Genomic DNA, 16,836 nt, shown 5'->3' with positions numbered 1-16,836 from the left:
ACAAACCGCTCGTGCAACTCGCCCAGACCGGCCGCCCACGTCCTGATGTCACTGAGTTCCCCACCCATAGTCAAATCAACGACGGCCCTGGCCACCAGTCACGCCAAACGCCGTTGCAGTACTAGCCGTCGATCCACTCGGCTGACAGCGCCCGCGCCGGATTGGCAGCAGCGGCGGCCCCCGACGTCCTCGACCTGCTCTGCGGGAAGTTGGAGGTGCCGCCGTCCAGCGTGATCCTCGTGTCCTTCCCGACGGCGTCCTTCCCGAGGGCGGCCGTCACGACGCGCAGTCCCGCCAGCGCCTTCGGCACACCGATGTACGGGGCGAGATGGACCATCACCTCGACGATCTCCCGCGGCTCGATCCCGATGCGCAGGCTGTTGCGCACATGGTCGTCCAGCTGCGGCTCCACACCGCCCAGCGCCGCCAGCGCGGCGAGGTTGGCGATCTGCCGGTCGCGCAGCGCCAGCCCCTCGCGCTGGTAGGTGCCGCCGAACAGGGCCGTCACGATCCAGTCCGGGAATCCGGGGGCGACCGCGTCGAGGCGGGAGAGAGTGGCCTCGATGGTCTCCGGGCCCGCCAGTTCGCCGAGCAACCGGTAGCCGGCCTCGCGGTCGATGCTCGCCTGCTTCACCACTGTCGTCCCGTCTCGATGGTGTTCCGTTCCGGCGCCGACAGGTGCAGCACCTCGTAGCGGTCCCCGGCCGCGGCGGGAGCGGTGTGCTCCCAGAGCGTGAAGTGCAGCAGTTCCCAGTGCCGGGGATCGACGGCGAGCGCGGCCGAGTGCACGCCGGGCGTGCCGGCGTACTCGCGGACGGTGCCGGCGGCGCGGTCGATGACGGCGGCCGGATCCTCGCCGGGAGGGATCGGCACGGCGCGGCGGGCGGCCGCCCGGGGAACCCGGCCCGCCGCGGGCCCGTGCTCGAAGGCCAGCCCCGTCCAGTGCTCGACCTCGGGGCGGCCGAAGTCGTCGATGATTCCCTGGAATCCCGGCCCCCAGAGGAAGCTGTTCATGCCCTGCGGGGTGTTCCACAGATAGAACGGCGCGTACTGGTTGACGGGCGACTCGCCCCCGACCTCCGGCTGGGAGGTGCCCCCCGTGCCGCGCTCGCGGATGAGGTACGCCTTCAGTCCGAGACCGGGGAAGTCGTCGAGCAGATGGCCCCGGGACTCGACCCGACGGCGGATGATCTTCATGTCGTAGTCGGCGGGCAGCGTGATCCGGTACTGCATGGCGTGCATCGGGCTGAACTCCCTACGGCTCGGCGGTGGTCACCGGTCGGCGGTGGTCGAGCGGGCGGCGAGCAGCGCGACCGCACCGCGCACCGCCTGGTGGAACGGCTCCTGCGAGTCCTCGGCGCGGGCGAGCACATAGCCGCCCTGGACGACGGCGGTGATCATGGCGGCGGTGTCCCGCGGATCGAGCGCGGCGTTGAACTCGCCCGCGGCCAGGCCCTCGGCGATGATCTCCGCGAGCCGTCCGCGCAGCCAGGCGAAGGTCTCCTGGACCGGGCGGCGCAGCTCCGGGCTGTCGATCACGTCCGGATCCATGGCCATCCGGCCGACCCGGCAGCCGCGCAGCGCGTCGCGCTCGCGCAGCAGATAGGCCGAGACCCGCTCCAGTGCGGTGCCCCCGCCCGACATCTGGGCGTCGGCCTGGGCCATCAGCTGCTCCGCGCTGCGCCGCATCGCGGTCAGCGCGAGCTCGGGCTTGCCGGAGAAGTGGTGGTACATGCTGCCCTGGCCGGCGCCCGCGTGCTGCTGGATCGCCTTGGGGCTGGTGCCGGTGTAGCCGCGTTCCCAGAGGAGTTCCTGGGTGCTCGCGATCAACCGTTCCGAGGTCTCCATGATCCGAGTGTACATACTAGTAGGTACAGAATCCACGGGGTGAGGCGATGTGCCGTGCGGCCGCACCGCCTCACCCGGTCGGAGGCCCTAGTCGCGCCGGAAGCCGTAGGCACGCTCCACGCGGGCCACTTCGACGCTGTACGAGGCGTACCACCGCTCCCGGCCCAGCCGTTGCACCTCCAGGTGCTCCGGATCGGCCTTCCAGGAGGCTATGGACTCCGCGTCCGAGTAATAGACCACCAGCAGATCGCGGCCGTCGGGACCGCTCTCCGACTCGCGGCCCAGGTATCCGGGCCACTTGGCGGAGAGCGGTCCCATGCGGCGGTTCGCGTCCGCGTACCCCTCCGGGTCCTCGCCGCTCGGCAGTGTCGTGATGATGACGGCGTAGTACGGCGGCTCGGGACGTTGGAACGAGGTGGAATCGGCGGACACGCGCGCACTCCGATCGACGGGGGATCCTGACCGCTGATCGTAAGCGCCGCCACTGACAACGGCCCGGGACGTCCCCTCGGGCGGCCGCCCGACTACCGCCCGGCCTCCGCCGCGTCGGTGGCCACCGAACGGGCCCAGCGGTAGTCGGCCTTGCCGCTGGGGGAGCGCTGGATGCTGTCCATGAGGACGAGGCTGCGCGGGATCTTGTAGCCGGCCAGCCGGGTGCGGCAGTGCGCCTGGATGTCGTCGAGGGTCAGTGGGTCCGCACCGTCGCGCGGCTGGACGACGGCGGCGACGTGATTGCCCCACTTCTCGTCCGGCACCCCGGCGACCAGTGCGTCATAGACGTCGGGGTGCGCCTTGAGCGCCTCCTCGACCTCCTCCGGATAGACCTTCTCGCCACCGGTGTTGATGCACTGCGAACCGCGCCCGAGAACGGTGACGACGCCGTCCTCGTCGACCGTCGCCATGTCCCCGAGCAGCACCCACCGCTCGCCGTCCCGCTGGAAGAACGTCTCCGCGGTCTTCTCGGGGTCGTTGTAGTAGCCGAGCGGTACGTGTCCGCGCAGGGCGATGCGTCCCGGTTCGCCGACCGTGACCGGCTCCAGCGTGGCCAGGTCGACCACCGCGATATGGGAGTTGACCCGCAGCCGGAAGCCGTTGGCGGGGCTGGAGTCGTCGGTGGCCGTTCCGTTGAAGCCGGACTCCGAGGAGCCGAAGTTGTTCAGGATCATGACCGTCGGGACCAGCGCCTGGAACTGGGCGCGGACGGTCTCGGACATGATCGCGCCCGAGCTGGAGATGGTGAACAGCGAGGAGCAGTCGGTGCCGGCCAGCGGTCCGGCGAGGGCGTCCGCCAGCGGCCGGAGCATGGCGTCGCCGACCAGCGAGACGCTGCTGACCTTCTCCTTCTCGATGGTGCGCAGCACCTCGTCCGGCACGTACTTGCGGTGGATGACGACCTTCTGGCCGAAGTTGAAGCCGATGAACGCGGTGAGCGTGGAGGTGCCGTGCATCAGCGGCGGGGTCGGGAAGAAGACCAGCCCCTCGCCGCCCGCGGCGACCCGCTCCGCCAGCTCCTCGGGCCGCTTGACCGGCTCGCCGGTGGGGGCGCCGCCGCCCATGCCGGAGAAGAAGAGGTCCTCCTGGCGCCACATGACGCCCTTGGGCATACCGGTGGTGCCGCCGGTGTAGATGATGAACTGGTCGTCCGCGGAGCGCGGCGGGAAGCCGCGGTCCGGGGATCCGGCCGCCTCGGCGTCGGTGAAGGCCACCGGCGCGATGGCCGGTTCCCGCTCGTCCCCGGCCGGAACGCCCACCCTGACCAGGTGCCGCAGCTTCTCGGTGTGCGGCAGTGCGGCGGCCACCCGGCCGGTGAACTCGGCGTCGAAGACCAGTGCCGTCAGATCCGCGTCCCGGTAGAGGTAGACCAGCTCCTCCTCCACGTACCGGTAGTTGACGTTCACCGGCACGGCACGGGCCTTGACGCAGGCCAGTGCCGTCTGCAGGTACTCGATGCCGTTGTAGAGATGCAGTCCGACGTGGTCGCCGGGAAGGATCCCGCTGCCGATCAGGTGGTGCGCGATCCGGTTCGCGGCCGCGTCGAGCTGGGCGTACGTCAGCCGCCGCTCGGCGCCCGATCCGGGGTGGTCGATGTAGACGAGCGCCTCCCGGTCCGGGACCACGTCCACGACCGACTCGAAGAGGTCGGCAAGGTTGTACTCCACGGCTCCTCCAGCCTTGATGCTGCGAAGGTCTCGGCGGTCATTAGAACCCTCCTGGAGCGAGGTGGGAAGGGTTCCCGGGCGGGAAATCTGACTGGTAGTCAGAAAACTATTGAACTCGACCTGCGCCTACTGCAACCTGTTCTAGGTCCGCGACGGAAGATTGCGACCTTGGAGGCCGGCCATGGGCGGCACGGAACATCTCACGGTGGAGCGCGTCGGCGCGACGCTCGTACTGACCCTGAACCGGCCCGAGGCGAAGAACGCCCTCTCGCTGCCGATGCTGGTCGGTCTGTACGACGGCTGGCTGGCGGCCGACGCCGACGACTCGATCCGCTCCATCGTCCTCACCGGGGCCGGCGGCACCTTCTGCGCCGGCATGGACCTCAAGGCGCTGGCCTCCGACGACGGCGCGATGGCCGGGCAGGAGTACCGCGACCGGATGAAGGAGGACCCCGATCTGCACTGGAAGGCGATGCTCCGGCACCACCGGCCGCGCAAACCGGTGATCGCCGCCGTCGAGGGGTACTGCGTGGCCGGCGGCACCGAGATCCTGCAGGGCACCGACATCCGCGTCGCCGGGGAGAGCGCCACCCTCGGGCTCTTCGAGGTCCGGCGCGCGCTCTTCCCGATCGGCGGCTCCACCGTGCGGCTGCCCCGGCAGATCCCCCGCACCCACGCCCTGGAGATGCTGCTCACCGGCCGCCCCTACTCCGCGGCGGAGGCAAAGGACATCGGCCTGATCGGCCATGTCGTGCCCGACGGCACGGCGCTGAAGCGAGCCCTGGAGATCGCGGAACAGATCAACGCCAACGGGCCGCTGGCCGTCGAGGCGGTCAAGGCGTCCGTGTACGACACCGCGGAGATGACCGAGACGGAGGGCCTCAAGCACGAACTGGAGCGGGGCTGGCCGATCTTCGCCACCGCCGACGCGAAGGAAGGTCCCCGGGCCTTCGCCGAGAAGCGCCCCGCGGTCTTCAAGCGCGCCTGACCCCAGGGACCCAAGGAGAGAAGCCCCCCATGACCGAAGTCCTCAGCGCACCACTGGTCGTCGAGTTCCCGTTCACCCGCTCGCTCGGCCCCGTCCAGAGCGCGTTCCTCACCGGCCTGCGCGAACGCACCGTGCTCGGTGTGCGCACCGGCGACGACCGGGTGCTCGTACCGCCCGTCGAATACGACCCCGTCACCTCGGCGGAGCTGCGGGAACTCGTCGAGGTCGGCGCCACCGGCACCGTCACCACCTGGGCCTGGAACCCCGACCCCGGGCGCAACCAGCCGCTCTCCACGCCCTTCGCCTGGGTCCTGGTCCGCCTCGACGGCGCCGACACCGCGATGCTGCACGCCCTGGACGCGGCCGGCCCCGACGCCGTCAGCACCGGAATGCGGGTACGGATCCGCTGGGCCGCCGAGCGGGTCGGCGCGATCACCGACATCGCCTGCTTCGAACCGGACGACGGGACCGGGCCGCCGGAGCGCGCGGCCACCGCGCACCACGGCGAGTTCACCGATCCGGTGACCGGCATCGTCGCCCCCGCGCGCCTCGACTACGTCTACAGCCCCGGCCGGGCCCAGACCCGCTACCTCGCCGCGCTCGCCGACCGCAAGATGATCGGCGAACGCTGCCCGTCCTGCCGCAAGGTCTACATCCCGCCCCGGGGCGCCTGCCCCACCTGCGGCGTCGCCACCGAGGAACAGGTGGAAGTGGGACCTGGCGGCACCATCACCACCTTCTGCATCGTCAACATCAAGGCCCGCGGCCTCGACATCGAAGTGCCGTACGTCTACGCGCACATCGCCCTGGACGGCGCGGACCTCGCCCTGCACGGGCGCATCGGCGGCCTCCCCTACGACCAGGTGCGGATGGGCATGCGCGTCGAACCCGTGTGGAGCGACGACGGCGGCTTCCCCGACCACTACCGGCCGACCGGAGAGCCCGACGCCGGCTACGACACGTACAAGGAGATGGTCTAGATGCGGGACGTCGCGATCGTGGCGTTCGCCCAGAGCCGGCACGCCCGCAGCACGGCCGAGGTCTCCGAGGTCGAACTGCTCATGCCCGTGCTGCACGAGGCGTTCGACCAGGTCGAACTGAAGGCCAGCGACATCGGCTTCACCTGCTCCGGGTCGTCGGACTACCTCGCCGGCCGGGCCTTCTCCTTCACGATGGCCCTGGACGGGGTCGGCGCCTGGCCGCCGATCTCCGAATCGCATGTCGAGATGGACGGCGCCTGGGCGCTCTACGAGGCCTGGGTGAAGATCCTCACCGGTGAGGCCGACACCGCGCTGGTGTACTCCTACGGCAAGTCCTCGCCCGGCGACGTCCGCGAGGTACTGACCCGCCAGCTCGACCCGTACTACGTCGCGCCGCTGTGGCCCGACCCGGTCGCGCTCGCCGCGCTCCAGGCGCGGGCCCTCATCGACGCGGGGCACACCAGCGAACCCGAACTCGCCGGGGTCGCCGCCCGCAGCCGCGCCTCCGCGCGGGACAACCCGTACGCGCAGCTCACCTCCGTCCGCGACGGCGGGGAGTACGTCGTCCAGCCGCTGCGCCGCCAGGACTGCCCGCCGGTCGGCGACGGCGCCGCCGCGATCGTGCTGGCCGCCGGGGACACCGCCCGCCGGCTCTGCGCCAGGCCCGCGTGGATCCGCGGCCTCGACCACCGGATCGAGGCGCACAGCCTCGGCGTCCGCGACCTCACCGACTCACCGTCCACCCGGCTCGCGGCCGAACGGGCCGGGCTCTTCGACGCGCCGGTCGACACCGCGGAACTGCACGCGCCGTTCACCTCCCAGGAGGTCGTGCTGCGCAGGGCGCTGCGGCTGGGCGACGAGGTGGACGTCAACCCGTCCGGCGGTCCGCTCGCCGCCAACCCCATCATGGCCGCCGGCCTGATCCGGCTCGGCGAGGCGGCCGCCCGCATCCACCGCGGCGACTCCGACCGCGCCGTGGCCCACGCGACCTCCGGTCCCTGCCTGCAGCAGAACCTGGTCGCCGTCCTGGAAGGGGATGTGAAATGAGCAAGGCACCCGTGGCCGTCGTCGGCATCGGCCAGACCAAGCACGTCGCGGCCCGGCACGACGTGTCGATCGCGGGGCTGCTGCGCGAGGCGGCCCTGCGGGCGCTCGCCGACGCCGAACTCACCTTCGCCGACATCGACGCGGTCGTCATCGGCAAGGCCCCGGACTTCTTCGAGGGCGTGATGATGCCGGAGCTGTATCTGGCGGACGCCCTCGGAGCGGTCGGCAAACCGATGCTGCGGGTGCACACCGCGGGCTCGGTCGGCGGCTCGACCGCGCTGGTCGCCTCCAACCTGGTCGCGGCCCGCGTCCACCGCACCGTACTGACCGTCGCGTTCGAGAAGCAGTCCGAGTCCAACGCCATGTGGGGGCTCTCGCTGCCGATCCCGTTCCAGCAGCCGCTGCTCGCCGGCGCCGGCGGCTTCTTCGCCCCGCACGTACGCGCCTACATGCGCCGCACCGGGGCGCCCGACCACATCGGCTCCCTCGTCGCGTTCAAGGACCGCCGCAACGCCCTGAAGAACCCCTACGCCCACCTGCACGAGAAGGACATCACCCTGGAGAAGGTGCGGGCCGCCCCCATGCTGTGGGACCCGATCCGCTACTCCGAGACCTGCCCGTCCTCCGACGGCGCGGTCGCGATGGTGCTCACCGACACCGAGGGCGCGGCCCGGACGCCGCGCCCGCCCGCCTGGCTGCACGGCGGGGCCATGCGCAGCGAGCCGACGATGTTCGCGGGCAAGGACTACGTCAGCCCGCAGGCCGGCAAGGACTGCGCCGCCGATGTGTACCGGCAGGCCGGGATCACCGATCCGCGCCGGGAGATCGACGCGGTCGAGATGTACGTGCCGTTCTCCTGGTACGAGCCGATGTGGCTGGAGAACCTCGGCTTCGCCGCCGAGGGGGAGGGCTGGAAGCTCACCGAGGCGGGCGTCACCGAACTCGACGGCGATCTCCCCGTCAACCCGTCGGGCGGGGTGCTGTCCACCAACCCGATCGGCGCGTCCGGCATGATCCGGTTCGCCGAGGCGGCGCTGCAGGTACGCGGCCAGGCCGGTGAGCACCAGGTGGAAGGGGCCCGCCGGGCGCTGGGCCACGCGTACGGCGGCGGCGCGCAGTTCTTCTCGATGTGGCTCGTCGGCGCGGACCGGCCCACCACCTGATCGGGCGGTGTATCCGGGCAGCTTGTCCCATTGCCTGTCGGGCAAAGGGCCCGGTGGCTAGGCTGGGTCGCGGATGACGACGTGGGAGGAGAGCGGACGTGGCCGAGAGCACCATCGGACAGCCGTTGACCAACGGTAAGAAGCCGCAGCTGGATCTTGCGAGCGCGGACTGGCAGTCCAGCAGTCAGGGCACGGGCGACGTCCAGATCGCCTTTATCGAGGGCTACATCGCGATGCGGGACGGGCGGAGCCCGGACGGGCCGTCGCTGATCTTCACGCCCGCCGAATGGCGCGCCTTCGTACTCGGCGCGCGTGACGGCGAGTTCGACCTCACCTGAGGCGTCCGTCCCGTACGCCCCACCGGCCGCCGGGCCTCGTCACCGAGGCCCGGCGGCCGGCTGTTCGGGGCCGGACACCAGCATGGCTACGGCCACGGCTACGACTACGGCCACGGCCCGAGTTCGGGCAGCGGCGCCACTCCGCTGTCCAGCGGGCCCAGCGGCTCGCGTCCCGCCAGCCAGGCGGTGAGGTCGGTGAGCGCACCGCCTACGGTGACCGGTTCGCCGTCCCCGAGGACAAGTGCCTCCGGGCCGTCCGACGCCGCGAGCGTCAGCCGCACCGCGTCCGGTACCCGCGGCGCGAGGAAGTCCAGGACGTGCGCGCAGAACGGCCGTGACCACTGCGCGGTCCGGTACCCGATCGCGGCGTCCGCCGTGTGGATCTCCAACTCCCGCCACCAGGCGAGCGCGGCGGCCGACAGCGTGGCGTCGCGATAGCGCACCGGCCGCTCCAGGTCCCGCGGGCCGACGGCCGTCCACGCCTGCTCGGCCTCGTCGAGCGCCGCGGTGACGGCCGCCCGCAGTTCGGCGGCCGAGCGGCCGTGTCCGGCCTCGATGGCGGCGTCTCGGGCCGGCCGCCCGCCGTCGTAGGGATCGATCAGCTCGTCCTTGAGGGCGTAACGCGCCTGCCGGGCCAGGGCGAACCCGACCCCTTCGACATGGCTGAGCAGGTGCCCGCGGGTCCAGCCGGGCAGTGCGCTCGGGGCGCGGACGTCGGCGTCGGTCAGCCCGCCGAGCAGCGCCCGCAGCCGCGACTGACTCTCCAGGACCGCCGGTACGGGGTCGGGACGGTTCACGGCCACAGCAGCTCCTTGTGCCGGCCGCCGTCGGAACGGCGGTGGGTCGACCGGGTGTGATCCCGGTTCTTGTCGCCCCGCCGGAAGTCCACTTGCCGGCACTCCACCTGCTGGGCGCATCAGCTAATGCATCGCCGCGAATATAACATTAGGTCTCCGCTCCGGGGTGGCTGGTTCCGGCCGTCCCGGTGGCGGGTATCAGGACGTCCGGCGGCTTTGCCCGTGCTTGGGTCGCCCGTCATCTTGTGTGTGGCAAGTGGCCATGGCAGTCTCCGCGCGTATTGGCGCGCCCGTCGCGTTCTCCCCGTTCAATTCGGCGCGACCCCGCACCTGTGTCCCCTGACCGAGGAGTCGCCTTGACGCCCTTGTCCCGCCGTGGATTCCTGGGAGCGGCCGGCGCCGCCGCCGCGTTCGGCACGCTGCCCGCCTCCATCCAGCAGGCCATGGCCGCCACCTCGGCGGCCGGCACGCTCGACGATGTCGAGCATGTGGTGATCTTCATGCAGGAGAACCGTTCGTTCGATCACTACTTCGGCACCCTCAAGGGTGTACGCGGCTACGGCGACCGGTCGCGGCTGCGCTTCCCCAACGGCCAGGACGTGCTGCGCCAGACCGCGAACGGTCCCTCCGGCGGCAGTCTCGTACTGCCCTGGCACCTGAACACCGCGACGACGGACGCGCAGCGGGTGCGGGACCTCGACCACGGCTGGTCGGGCACCCACAGCGCCTGGAACAGCGGCAAGTACAACAACTGGGTGCCGGCCAAGAGCGCCTGGTCGATGGGGTACTACCAGCGCGCCGACATCCCGTTCCAGTTCGCGCTGGCCGAGTCGTTCACCCTCTGCGACCAGTACTTCTGTTCCGTGCAGGGGCCGACCAACCCCAACCGGCTGTACCAGTGGACCGCCACCGTCGACCCGGCGGGCAGGAACGGCGGGCCGGTCACGGACAACTCCGAGAAGGGGTACTCCTGGACCACCTACGCCGAGCGCCTGCAGTCGGCGGGCATCTCCTGGCGGGTCTACCAGCAGCAGGACAACTACGACGACAACCCGCTCGCCTGGTTCAAGAACTTCAAGAGCGCCGCCACCACGTCACCGCTCTACGTCAACGGGATGCAGCGGCGTTCCGCCGACGCGTTCAACCAGGACGTGAAGAACGGTACGCTGCCGGCCGTCAGCTGGGTCGTGGCCCCGGCCAACCAGAGCGAGCACCCGGACTACCCGCCGGCGTACGGCGCGAACTACACCTCGAAGTACGTCCTGGAGTCGCTCGCGGCGAACCCGGCCGTCTGGGCCAAGACCGTGGTCTTCCTCAACTTCGACGAGAACGACGGCTTCTTCGACCATGTGGCGCCGCCCGTCCCGCCCGCCGGAACCGCGGACGAGTTCATCGGCGGGGTGCCCATCGGTCTCGGCCCGCGCGTGCCGATGATCGTGATCTCGCCCTGGAGCCGCGGCGGCTACGTCAACTCCGAGGTCGCCGACCACACCTCGCCGCTGCGGTTCCTGGAGAACTGGACCGGGGTGAAGGAGACCAACATCTCCGCCTGGCGCCGCACCGTCTGCGGTGACCTGATGAGCGCCTTCGACTTCAGCACGAAGAACACCACGTTCCCCTCGCTCCCCGACACCGCCGCGCTGGTCGCCGCCTGCGACGCCCAGAACTCGCTGCCCGACGCCGCCCCGCCGTCGGCGCAGGTGGCGCCGGTCCAGGAGTCGGGCACCCGGCCGGCCCGGAGGATCGGCTACGGCTTCGACACGACGTCGTGGACCGAGACGAGCACCGGCCGCATCTGGATCAAGGTGGTCAACACCGGGACGCTGGGCGCCGGGTTCGCGATGTACACCGTCAACCACCGCACGTACGACAACTGGCGCTACACCGTTCCCGTCGGCGGCAGCGTGCAGGACTACTTCAGCGCCCAGACGTACGGCGGCGGCCTGTACGACATCGACGCGCACGGCCCCGACGGCTATCTGCGCGGCTTCAAGGGCGATGTGCGGACCTGGTCGAACGCGGCCAAGGGGCACCCCGAGGCGGCCGTGGCCATCGCCCGCGCGACGCCGCGGAACCTGGCGCTGACGCTGACCAACGGCGGTGGCGCGGCGGTGGTCTTCACCGTGGGCGGCAACGCCGCCGGGGACGGTTCCGGCGGCAGTACGGCGACCGTCGCGGCGGGCGGTACCCAGCAGGTCGCGCTCACATCGGCGGCCGACGGCGGCTACGACTACACCGTCACCGCGAACGCCGGCGACGGTTTCGAGCGGCGCTTCGCGGGCCGCACCTACCCTGCCTAGGAAGTCGGCGTCCGCCCGCATCCGGGCCGCGCGAGGGACCGGGGCCGCACTCCCGTGCGGCCCCGGCCGTTCCGCCGCTCCGTTCACGGCCGGTTCAGCCGAGGCCACCGGGGCGGGCGCGGTCCGCGCCGAAGAGATCCGACCACGGCCGCTGTCTGCCGCCGCTCACCGCGGCGACCCCCGAAGCGCGGTACCGCGCGGTCTCCAGGGACCAGTCGAGATTGCCGCGCATCACATGGCGCATGGCGCGCACATAGTCCTCCACCTGCGTCCGCAGCGCGGGCGCGGCGTCGTACTCGTCGAGCACCGCGGGAAGCCGCGCGGCCAGCATCTGGAACCGCTGCACGCGCGCGTTGGCAGCCCGCGCGATGAGTTCCACGGCCCCCTCCAGCGTGTGGTCGCTGCTGTCGAGCAGCAGGATCACACTGTTGTTGACGTCCCCGGCGGCCAACTCCTTGTCCACCGACATGATGTCGTTCACGAAGATCACCACATCACTGGTGATCTCCCGCATCTCGGCGAGCGGGCCCGAGTGCAGCATGTCCGGCAGGGTGTAGCCGCCGCAGCGCTCGGCGAAGTCCAGGCACGGCTGGACGCCGATGGAGTCCCGGCGGCCCCGCAGGAAGGTCTCGAGGGTCATGGCGGGCCGCCGCGTCCGGTTCAGCGCCTCCCAGTGGTAGGCCCGCAGATAGTCCCGCCAGTGGTCGCGGAAGCGGTGCTGCCACACGGTCGGCGTGCCGGCCGCCGAACGGACCCAGATGTCGCGGAATCCGTCCGCGAGGGGGTTGTCCGACGGGTTGGCGGCGCCACGGACGGGGGAAGGTGGTTCGTAGAGGATCGACACCAACGTGTCGACCTCGCGCTCCACGTCGTCCGGCCGACGCCCCAAAGGGCCGTCGAACTGGTCGTCGAAGATGAAGAACCAGGCGTTGAAATCGGCGGCGAGGTCGAGGTCGGGTCCGGTGGCACGGGGGTAGAAGAACGCCATCAGGCGCTCCAGCCGTAGGGCGTCGTACTCCTCGACGTCGCGGTCGAAACGGAGTATCGCCAGGTCGCGCAGCCACTTGAGGGTGTGCCGGCGGGCTCGGTCGGTGTGCGGGCTCGACCGCCCGGGGAAGGGAATGCTCAGCAGGGTGGTGCGTTCCGCGAGGATGTCGCGCTGGATGGGGCCGCTGGGGGCTGTGGTGTCCGACAAGGTGCCCACCTCGGGTTGCGTCGCGGTGGTCCGGAGCCGCCCGGACCATGGGGAAAGTGAACTGGCGTTTGCCATCTACCCGTTCGTCCGACGTGGATATCCCCAGGGGGCACTACAGAGCGTCCCGGCGGGCGTACGCTCGGCGCTACCTGCCGAACAGGCAACGAGAACGGGAACGGACATGCCAGACGCGGTAGAACAATTGGGACGAGTGAATCGCTTGGTTCTCGAACGTGAGTCCGAACTCGTCGCGCTCGACGGCGCTTTGAACGATCTCTGCGGGACTCGGTCCGGCACGAAGCACGGCGGGCTGCTCGCTTTCGCGGGTCCTGCCGGGGGCGGCAAGACCGCACTGCTCGCCGAGGTCCGCAGGCGAGCGGCGGCGCGCGGCTGCACCGTGCTGTCCGCACGCGGTGGCGAGCAGGAGCAGGGCATGGCCTTCCATGTCGTCCGCCAGCTCGTCCAGCCGGTGCTCGCGGCGGCCTCCGAGGAGGAGCACCGCCGGATACTGGGCAGCTGGTACGACATCGTCGCCCCGGCGGTCGGGCTGGTGGCCTCGGCCGGCGACGGCGCCCCCGATCCCACCGGCGTGCGCGACGGCCTGGACTGGGTGGTGACGCGCTTCGCCGTCCAGCAGGCGCCCGTCGTCCTGATCCTGGACGACGCGCACTGGGCCGACGCGGAGTCGCTGGCGTGGCTGACCGCCTTCGCCCCGCGCGCCGAGGAACTGCCGATGCTGGTGATCGTCGCGTACCGGCCGGACGAACTGCCCGCCGACGCGATGGCGTTCCGCAAACTCGCCGGCCGGCACGGCTCCCGGCCCTTCGACCTGGTGGCGCTCACCCCGGGCGCCGTCCGGCGCATAGTGCGCGACGCCGTGGGGGAGAGCGCCGAGGAGGCGTTCTGCCGTGAGGCGTGGGCGGTCACCGGCGGCAACCCCTTCGAGGTCACCGAGCTCACCGCCAAGATCTGCGACCGCGAACTCAAGGGCCAGCGCGAGGAGATCCCGGAACTGCGCGAACTGGCCTCCGCCGTCAAGGGCAGCGGCCTCATCGAGCGGATCGAGAAACTGGGCCCGTCCGCGGTCCGCTTCGCCTGGGCCGCGGCCGTCCTCGGCACGTCCATCGCACCGCCGCTGGCCGCGGGCGTCGCCGCGCTCGGCCGCGAGGAGGCGGCCGACGCCTTCGAACGGCTGCGGGCCGCGCGCATCCTGACGGTCGGCACCAACGACAGCTCCACCCTGGAGTTCGTCCACCCGCTGATCGCCACCGCCGTCTACCGGGCGATCCCCAGCGCGCTGCGCGTCGGGATGCACGGCGAGGCGGCATCGGCCGTGACGGAAGCGGGACTGGGTGCCGCCACCGCCGCCCGGCACCTGCTGGAACTGCACCCCGAGGGTGACGAGTGGGTGGTGCAACAACTGCGCGGCGCCGCCCGCGAGTACCTGCGGGCCGGTGCGCCCGAGGCGGCCCAGCGCTGCCTCGCCCGCGCCCTGCGCGAACCCCCGCCCTACGGTGAGCGCGCGGCCGTGCTCTTCGAACTCGGCTGCTCCTCGCTCCTCAACGAGCCCGCGAACACGGTCAACCACCTGCGGGCCGCCCTGGAGGAGCCGGAACTCGAACCGGAGCTGCGCGAGGCCATCACCTACCGGCTCGCCCAGGCGCTGGGACACACCGGCCGGATGGCGGAGGCCGCCAGAACCGTCGAGGCCGAGGCCGGCCGGGCCAACAACACCCGCACCCGGCTGCGCATGCAGGCCGAGCAGTTCATGTGGAACGCCTTCCGGGCCGACGAACAGGACTCGCCCGCCCGCTCCCGGCGATTGGCCCGGCTGGCGGACCATCTCACCGGCCGCGGCCCGGCCGAACGCTACATCCTGGGACTGCGCGCCTGGGACGCGATGGTGCGCGGCGAACCGGCCCCCGTCGCGGTCCGCTACGCCGAGGAGGCCCTCGGCGACGGCCTCAGCTGGACCGACGAGAACTGGGGCTTCGAGGTTCCGGTCCTGGTCGCCCTCACCTTCATGTACTGCGACCAGCCGGGCCGCGCCGAGGACCTGTTCACCAAGGGCATCGCGGAGCTGGAACGCAAGGGCTGGCGCGGCGCGCACCTGTCGTTCGGCTTCACGCTCCTCGGGTACATCCGCTACCGCCGCGGGCGGCTCGCCGAGGCCGAGGACCTGGTGCACGCCGGGCTGGGCATCGCCGACCGGGTGGGGCCGGGAGTGCCCGCGCAGTGGTTCGCGATCGGCATCCTCATCGAGATCCTGCTGGCCCGCGGCCGTACCCACGAGGCACAGGAGCTCGCCGACACGTACAACTACGGCGAGGTGATCCCGAACGCGGTGGTCTACCCCGACTCCCAGACGGTCTTCAGCGAACTGCTGCTGGCCCAGGGCATGCGGGGCGACGCCGAACGCCATCTCACGGTGGTCGGCCAGCGGCTGGAGGCGCGCGGCATGCGCAATCCCGGCTGGTGCCCGTGGCAGCTGCACCTCGCCCAGGCGGTGGCGCTCGTCGAGCCCGAACGGGCCGCGGACACCATCCGGGAGGCCGTTCAGCGGGCCCGCCAGTTCGGTACCGCGTCGGCGATCGGGCAGGCGCTGCACGCGTCCGCCGAAGTGACCGGTGGCGCCGACGGTCTGCGGCTGCTGGCCGAGGCCGTCAGCCATCTCGAACGCTCACCCTCGGCGTTCGAACTGGCCCGCGCGCAGGTCGCGTACGGTGCCGCGCTGCGCCGGGCCGGACTACCGCAGGACGCCGCCGACCGGTTGCACGCCGGTCTGGAAGGCGCGCTGCACTGCAACTCGGACGCGCTCGCCGGCCGGGCCCGTGACGAGCTCGCGGCGGCGGGGATGCGCCCGCTGCAGCTGCGCAGTACCGGGACCGACACGCTCACCGGGCCGGAGCGGACGGTGGCGGAACAGGTCGCGGGCGGCCGGTCCACCGCCGAGGTCGCGAAGGAGATGGGCGCCGCGGAACGCGAGGTGACGCGCATGCTGTCCGCCGTCTACCGCAAGGTCGGCACCGATCACGCCGGGCTGGCCAAGGCCCTCGAACAGACATCGGACAACGGGTTCCAGCACTCTGCGCTGGGGCGATGAACCAGGACCTCGGAAGGTAGGGCCGCGGCAGGTCCGGGACAGGGTCCCGGACCGCCCCGCGGGCGTACGCTGAGGTGGCATCGGACGCGCGAGCGCCGAGCGCATCGGGCGCCCGGCGTACGCGGTGGTACCAGGGGGTGCACGATGCCGGAGCACAGGGCCCGTTCAGGGCGCCCGTTGCTCGAACGAGAGCCCGAACTCGCCGCTGTGGACGAGGCGTTGCGCCAGCTCACCGGCTTGCGGGCGGACGGCGGCGAGAGCCGCGAGCGGCCGCGCGGCGGCCTGCTGGCCTTCTCCGGCACCGCCGGGCTCGGCAAGACCACGCTCCTGGCCGAGACCCGCCGGCGCGCGGCCGACCAGGGCTGCACCGTACTGTCCGCCCGCGGCGGCGACCAGGAGCAGCGGGTGGCCTTCCATGTGGCCCGGCAGCTCCTGCAGCCGCAGCTCGCCGGATCCGGTGAGAGCGAACTGCGCTCCTCGCTCGGCAGCTGGTACGGGATCGTCGGCCCGGCGCTGGGCCTGTGCGCGGCGGGCGACGGTGCGGCACCCGACCCGCAGGGCCTGCGCGACGGCCTGGACTGGGTGGTCACCCATCTCGCCCAGCGGCGCGCCCCGGTGGTCCTCGTCCTGGACGACGCCCACTGGGCCGATCCCGAATCGCTGGGCTGGCTCGCAGCGTTCGCGCCGCGCGCCGCGGAACTGTCCATGCTGATCGTCGTCGCCTACCGGCCCGAGGAACTGCCCGAGCACGCCGGGTCGTTCCGCGGACTGCCCGGCAGTACCGGCCACCGGCCCCTGGACCTGGAACCGCTCACCGCGGACGCGATACGCGACCTGGTGCGCGCGTCGGTCGGGGAGCACGCGGACGACGCGTTCTGCCGCGAGTGCTGGTCCGTCACCGCGGGCAACCCCTTCGAG

The 16,836-nt window shown here is 71.7% G+C and carries 15 protein-coding genes; 8 read left to right on the top strand and 7 right to left on the bottom strand.

Annotation, left to right across the window (positions count from 1 at the left end; genetic code table 11):
* Positions 1-121: 121 nt before the first annotated feature.
* The 5 genes from O3W51_RS44380 to O3W51_RS44360 all read right to left on the bottom strand — a co-directional run bounded on the left by O3W51_RS44380 (position 122) and on the right by O3W51_RS44360 (position 4,007).
* Positions 122-634, bottom strand: coding sequence for a carboxymuconolactone decarboxylase family protein (locus O3W51_RS44380; RefSeq protein ID WP_244809026.1), 513 nt, complete (start codon positions 632-634; stop codon positions 122-124).
* Entirely contained in the window at positions 631-1,242 is a 612-nt protein-coding gene (locus O3W51_RS44375; RefSeq protein ID WP_138353952.1) for a DUF4865 family protein, read from the bottom strand. Before O3W51_RS44375 ends, O3W51_RS44380 begins: the two co-directional genes overlap by 4 nt.
* A gap of 30 nt (positions 1,243-1,272) precedes the next feature.
* Positions 1,273-1,848, bottom strand: coding sequence for a TetR/AcrR family transcriptional regulator (locus O3W51_RS44370; RefSeq protein ID WP_138353951.1), 576 nt, complete (start codon positions 1,846-1,848; stop codon positions 1,273-1,275).
* An 87-nt stretch (positions 1,849-1,935) separates the two neighbouring features.
* Positions 1,936-2,280, bottom strand: coding sequence for an antibiotic biosynthesis monooxygenase family protein (locus O3W51_RS44365; RefSeq protein ID WP_138353950.1), 345 nt, complete (start codon positions 2,278-2,280; stop codon positions 1,936-1,938).
* A 92-nt stretch (positions 2,281-2,372) separates the two neighbouring features.
* Positions 2,373-4,007, bottom strand: a complete 1,635-nt coding sequence (locus tag O3W51_RS44360) for an acyl-CoA synthetase (protein ID WP_138353949.1) — start codon at positions 4,005-4,007, stop codon at positions 2,373-2,375.
* A 181-nt stretch (positions 4,008-4,188) separates the two neighbouring features.
* Between O3W51_RS44360 and O3W51_RS44355 the strand changes: the two genes are divergently transcribed.
* From O3W51_RS44355 to O3W51_RS44335, 5 genes are all read left to right on the top strand, one after another.
* Complete coding sequence (locus O3W51_RS44355) at positions 4,189-4,995, top strand: crotonase/enoyl-CoA hydratase family protein (protein ID WP_138353948.1); 807 nt, start codon at positions 4,189-4,191, stop codon at positions 4,993-4,995.
* 29 nt (positions 4,996-5,024) lie between these two features.
* The gene (locus O3W51_RS44350) at positions 5,025-5,975 is read left to right on the top strand and encodes a Zn-ribbon domain-containing OB-fold protein (RefSeq protein WP_164295914.1); all 951 of its coding nucleotides are present in this window, start codon (positions 5,025-5,027) and stop codon (positions 5,973-5,975) included.
* Complete coding sequence (locus O3W51_RS44345; RefSeq protein WP_138353946.1) at positions 5,976-7,022, top strand: thiolase domain-containing protein; 1,047 nt, start codon at positions 5,976-5,978, stop codon at positions 7,020-7,022. It begins immediately after the preceding gene.
* Positions 7,019-8,185 (top strand): thiolase domain-containing protein, encoded by a 1,167-nt coding sequence (locus O3W51_RS44340; protein WP_138353945.1) that lies wholly within the window; start codon positions 7,019-7,021, stop codon positions 8,183-8,185. The genes O3W51_RS44345 and O3W51_RS44340 overlap by 4 nt, the downstream gene beginning before the upstream one ends.
* 98 nt (positions 8,186-8,283) lie before the next feature.
* On the top strand, positions 8,284-8,523 hold the full coding sequence (locus O3W51_RS44335) for a DUF397 domain-containing protein (RefSeq protein WP_138353944.1): 240 nt from the start codon (positions 8,284-8,286) through the stop codon (positions 8,521-8,523).
* A gap of 104 nt (positions 8,524-8,627) precedes the next feature.
* Here O3W51_RS44335 and O3W51_RS44330 read toward each other — a convergent pair whose 3' ends face one another.
* Positions 8,628-9,326 (bottom strand): maleylpyruvate isomerase family mycothiol-dependent enzyme, encoded by a 699-nt coding sequence (locus O3W51_RS44330; RefSeq protein WP_244809025.1) that lies wholly within the window; start codon positions 9,324-9,326, stop codon positions 8,628-8,630.
* 350 nt (positions 9,327-9,676) lie between these two features.
* Here O3W51_RS44330 and O3W51_RS44325 point away from each other — a divergent pair, with 350 nt between their 5' ends.
* Positions 9,677-11,620, top strand: coding sequence for a phosphocholine-specific phospholipase C (locus O3W51_RS44325; protein WP_138353942.1), 1,944 nt, complete (start codon positions 9,677-9,679; stop codon positions 11,618-11,620).
* A gap of 94 nt (positions 11,621-11,714) precedes the next feature.
* On the opposite strand, the gene O3W51_RS44320 is transcribed toward O3W51_RS44325, so the two are convergent.
* On the bottom strand, positions 11,715-12,815 hold the full coding sequence (locus tag O3W51_RS44320) for an isoafricanol synthase (protein ID WP_269289479.1): 1,101 nt from the start codon (positions 12,813-12,815) through the stop codon (positions 11,715-11,717).
* 181 nt (positions 12,816-12,996) lie between these two features.
* On the opposite strand from O3W51_RS44320, the gene O3W51_RS44315 reads away from it, so the two are divergent.
* Together O3W51_RS44315 and O3W51_RS44310 are read left to right on the top strand one after the other, a co-directional pair.
* Positions 12,997-15,918: an ATP-binding protein gene (locus O3W51_RS44315; RefSeq protein ID WP_269289476.1), complete on the top strand. Its 2,922-nt coding sequence runs from the start codon at positions 12,997-12,999 to the stop codon at positions 15,916-15,918.
* Between the two features lie 144 nt (positions 15,919-16,062).
* Positions 16,063-16,836 (top strand): AAA family ATPase (locus O3W51_RS44310; protein WP_269289474.1); only part of this gene is annotated, 774 nt, incomplete at its 3' end.

The sequence above is a fragment of the Streptomyces sp. H39-C1 genome, assembly GCF_027158125.1.
Taxonomy (GTDB): Bacteria; Actinomycetota; Actinomycetes; order Streptomycetales; family Streptomycetaceae; genus Actinacidiphila; species Actinacidiphila fildesensis.
This window is presented reverse-complemented; position numbering and strand designations above follow the sequence as displayed.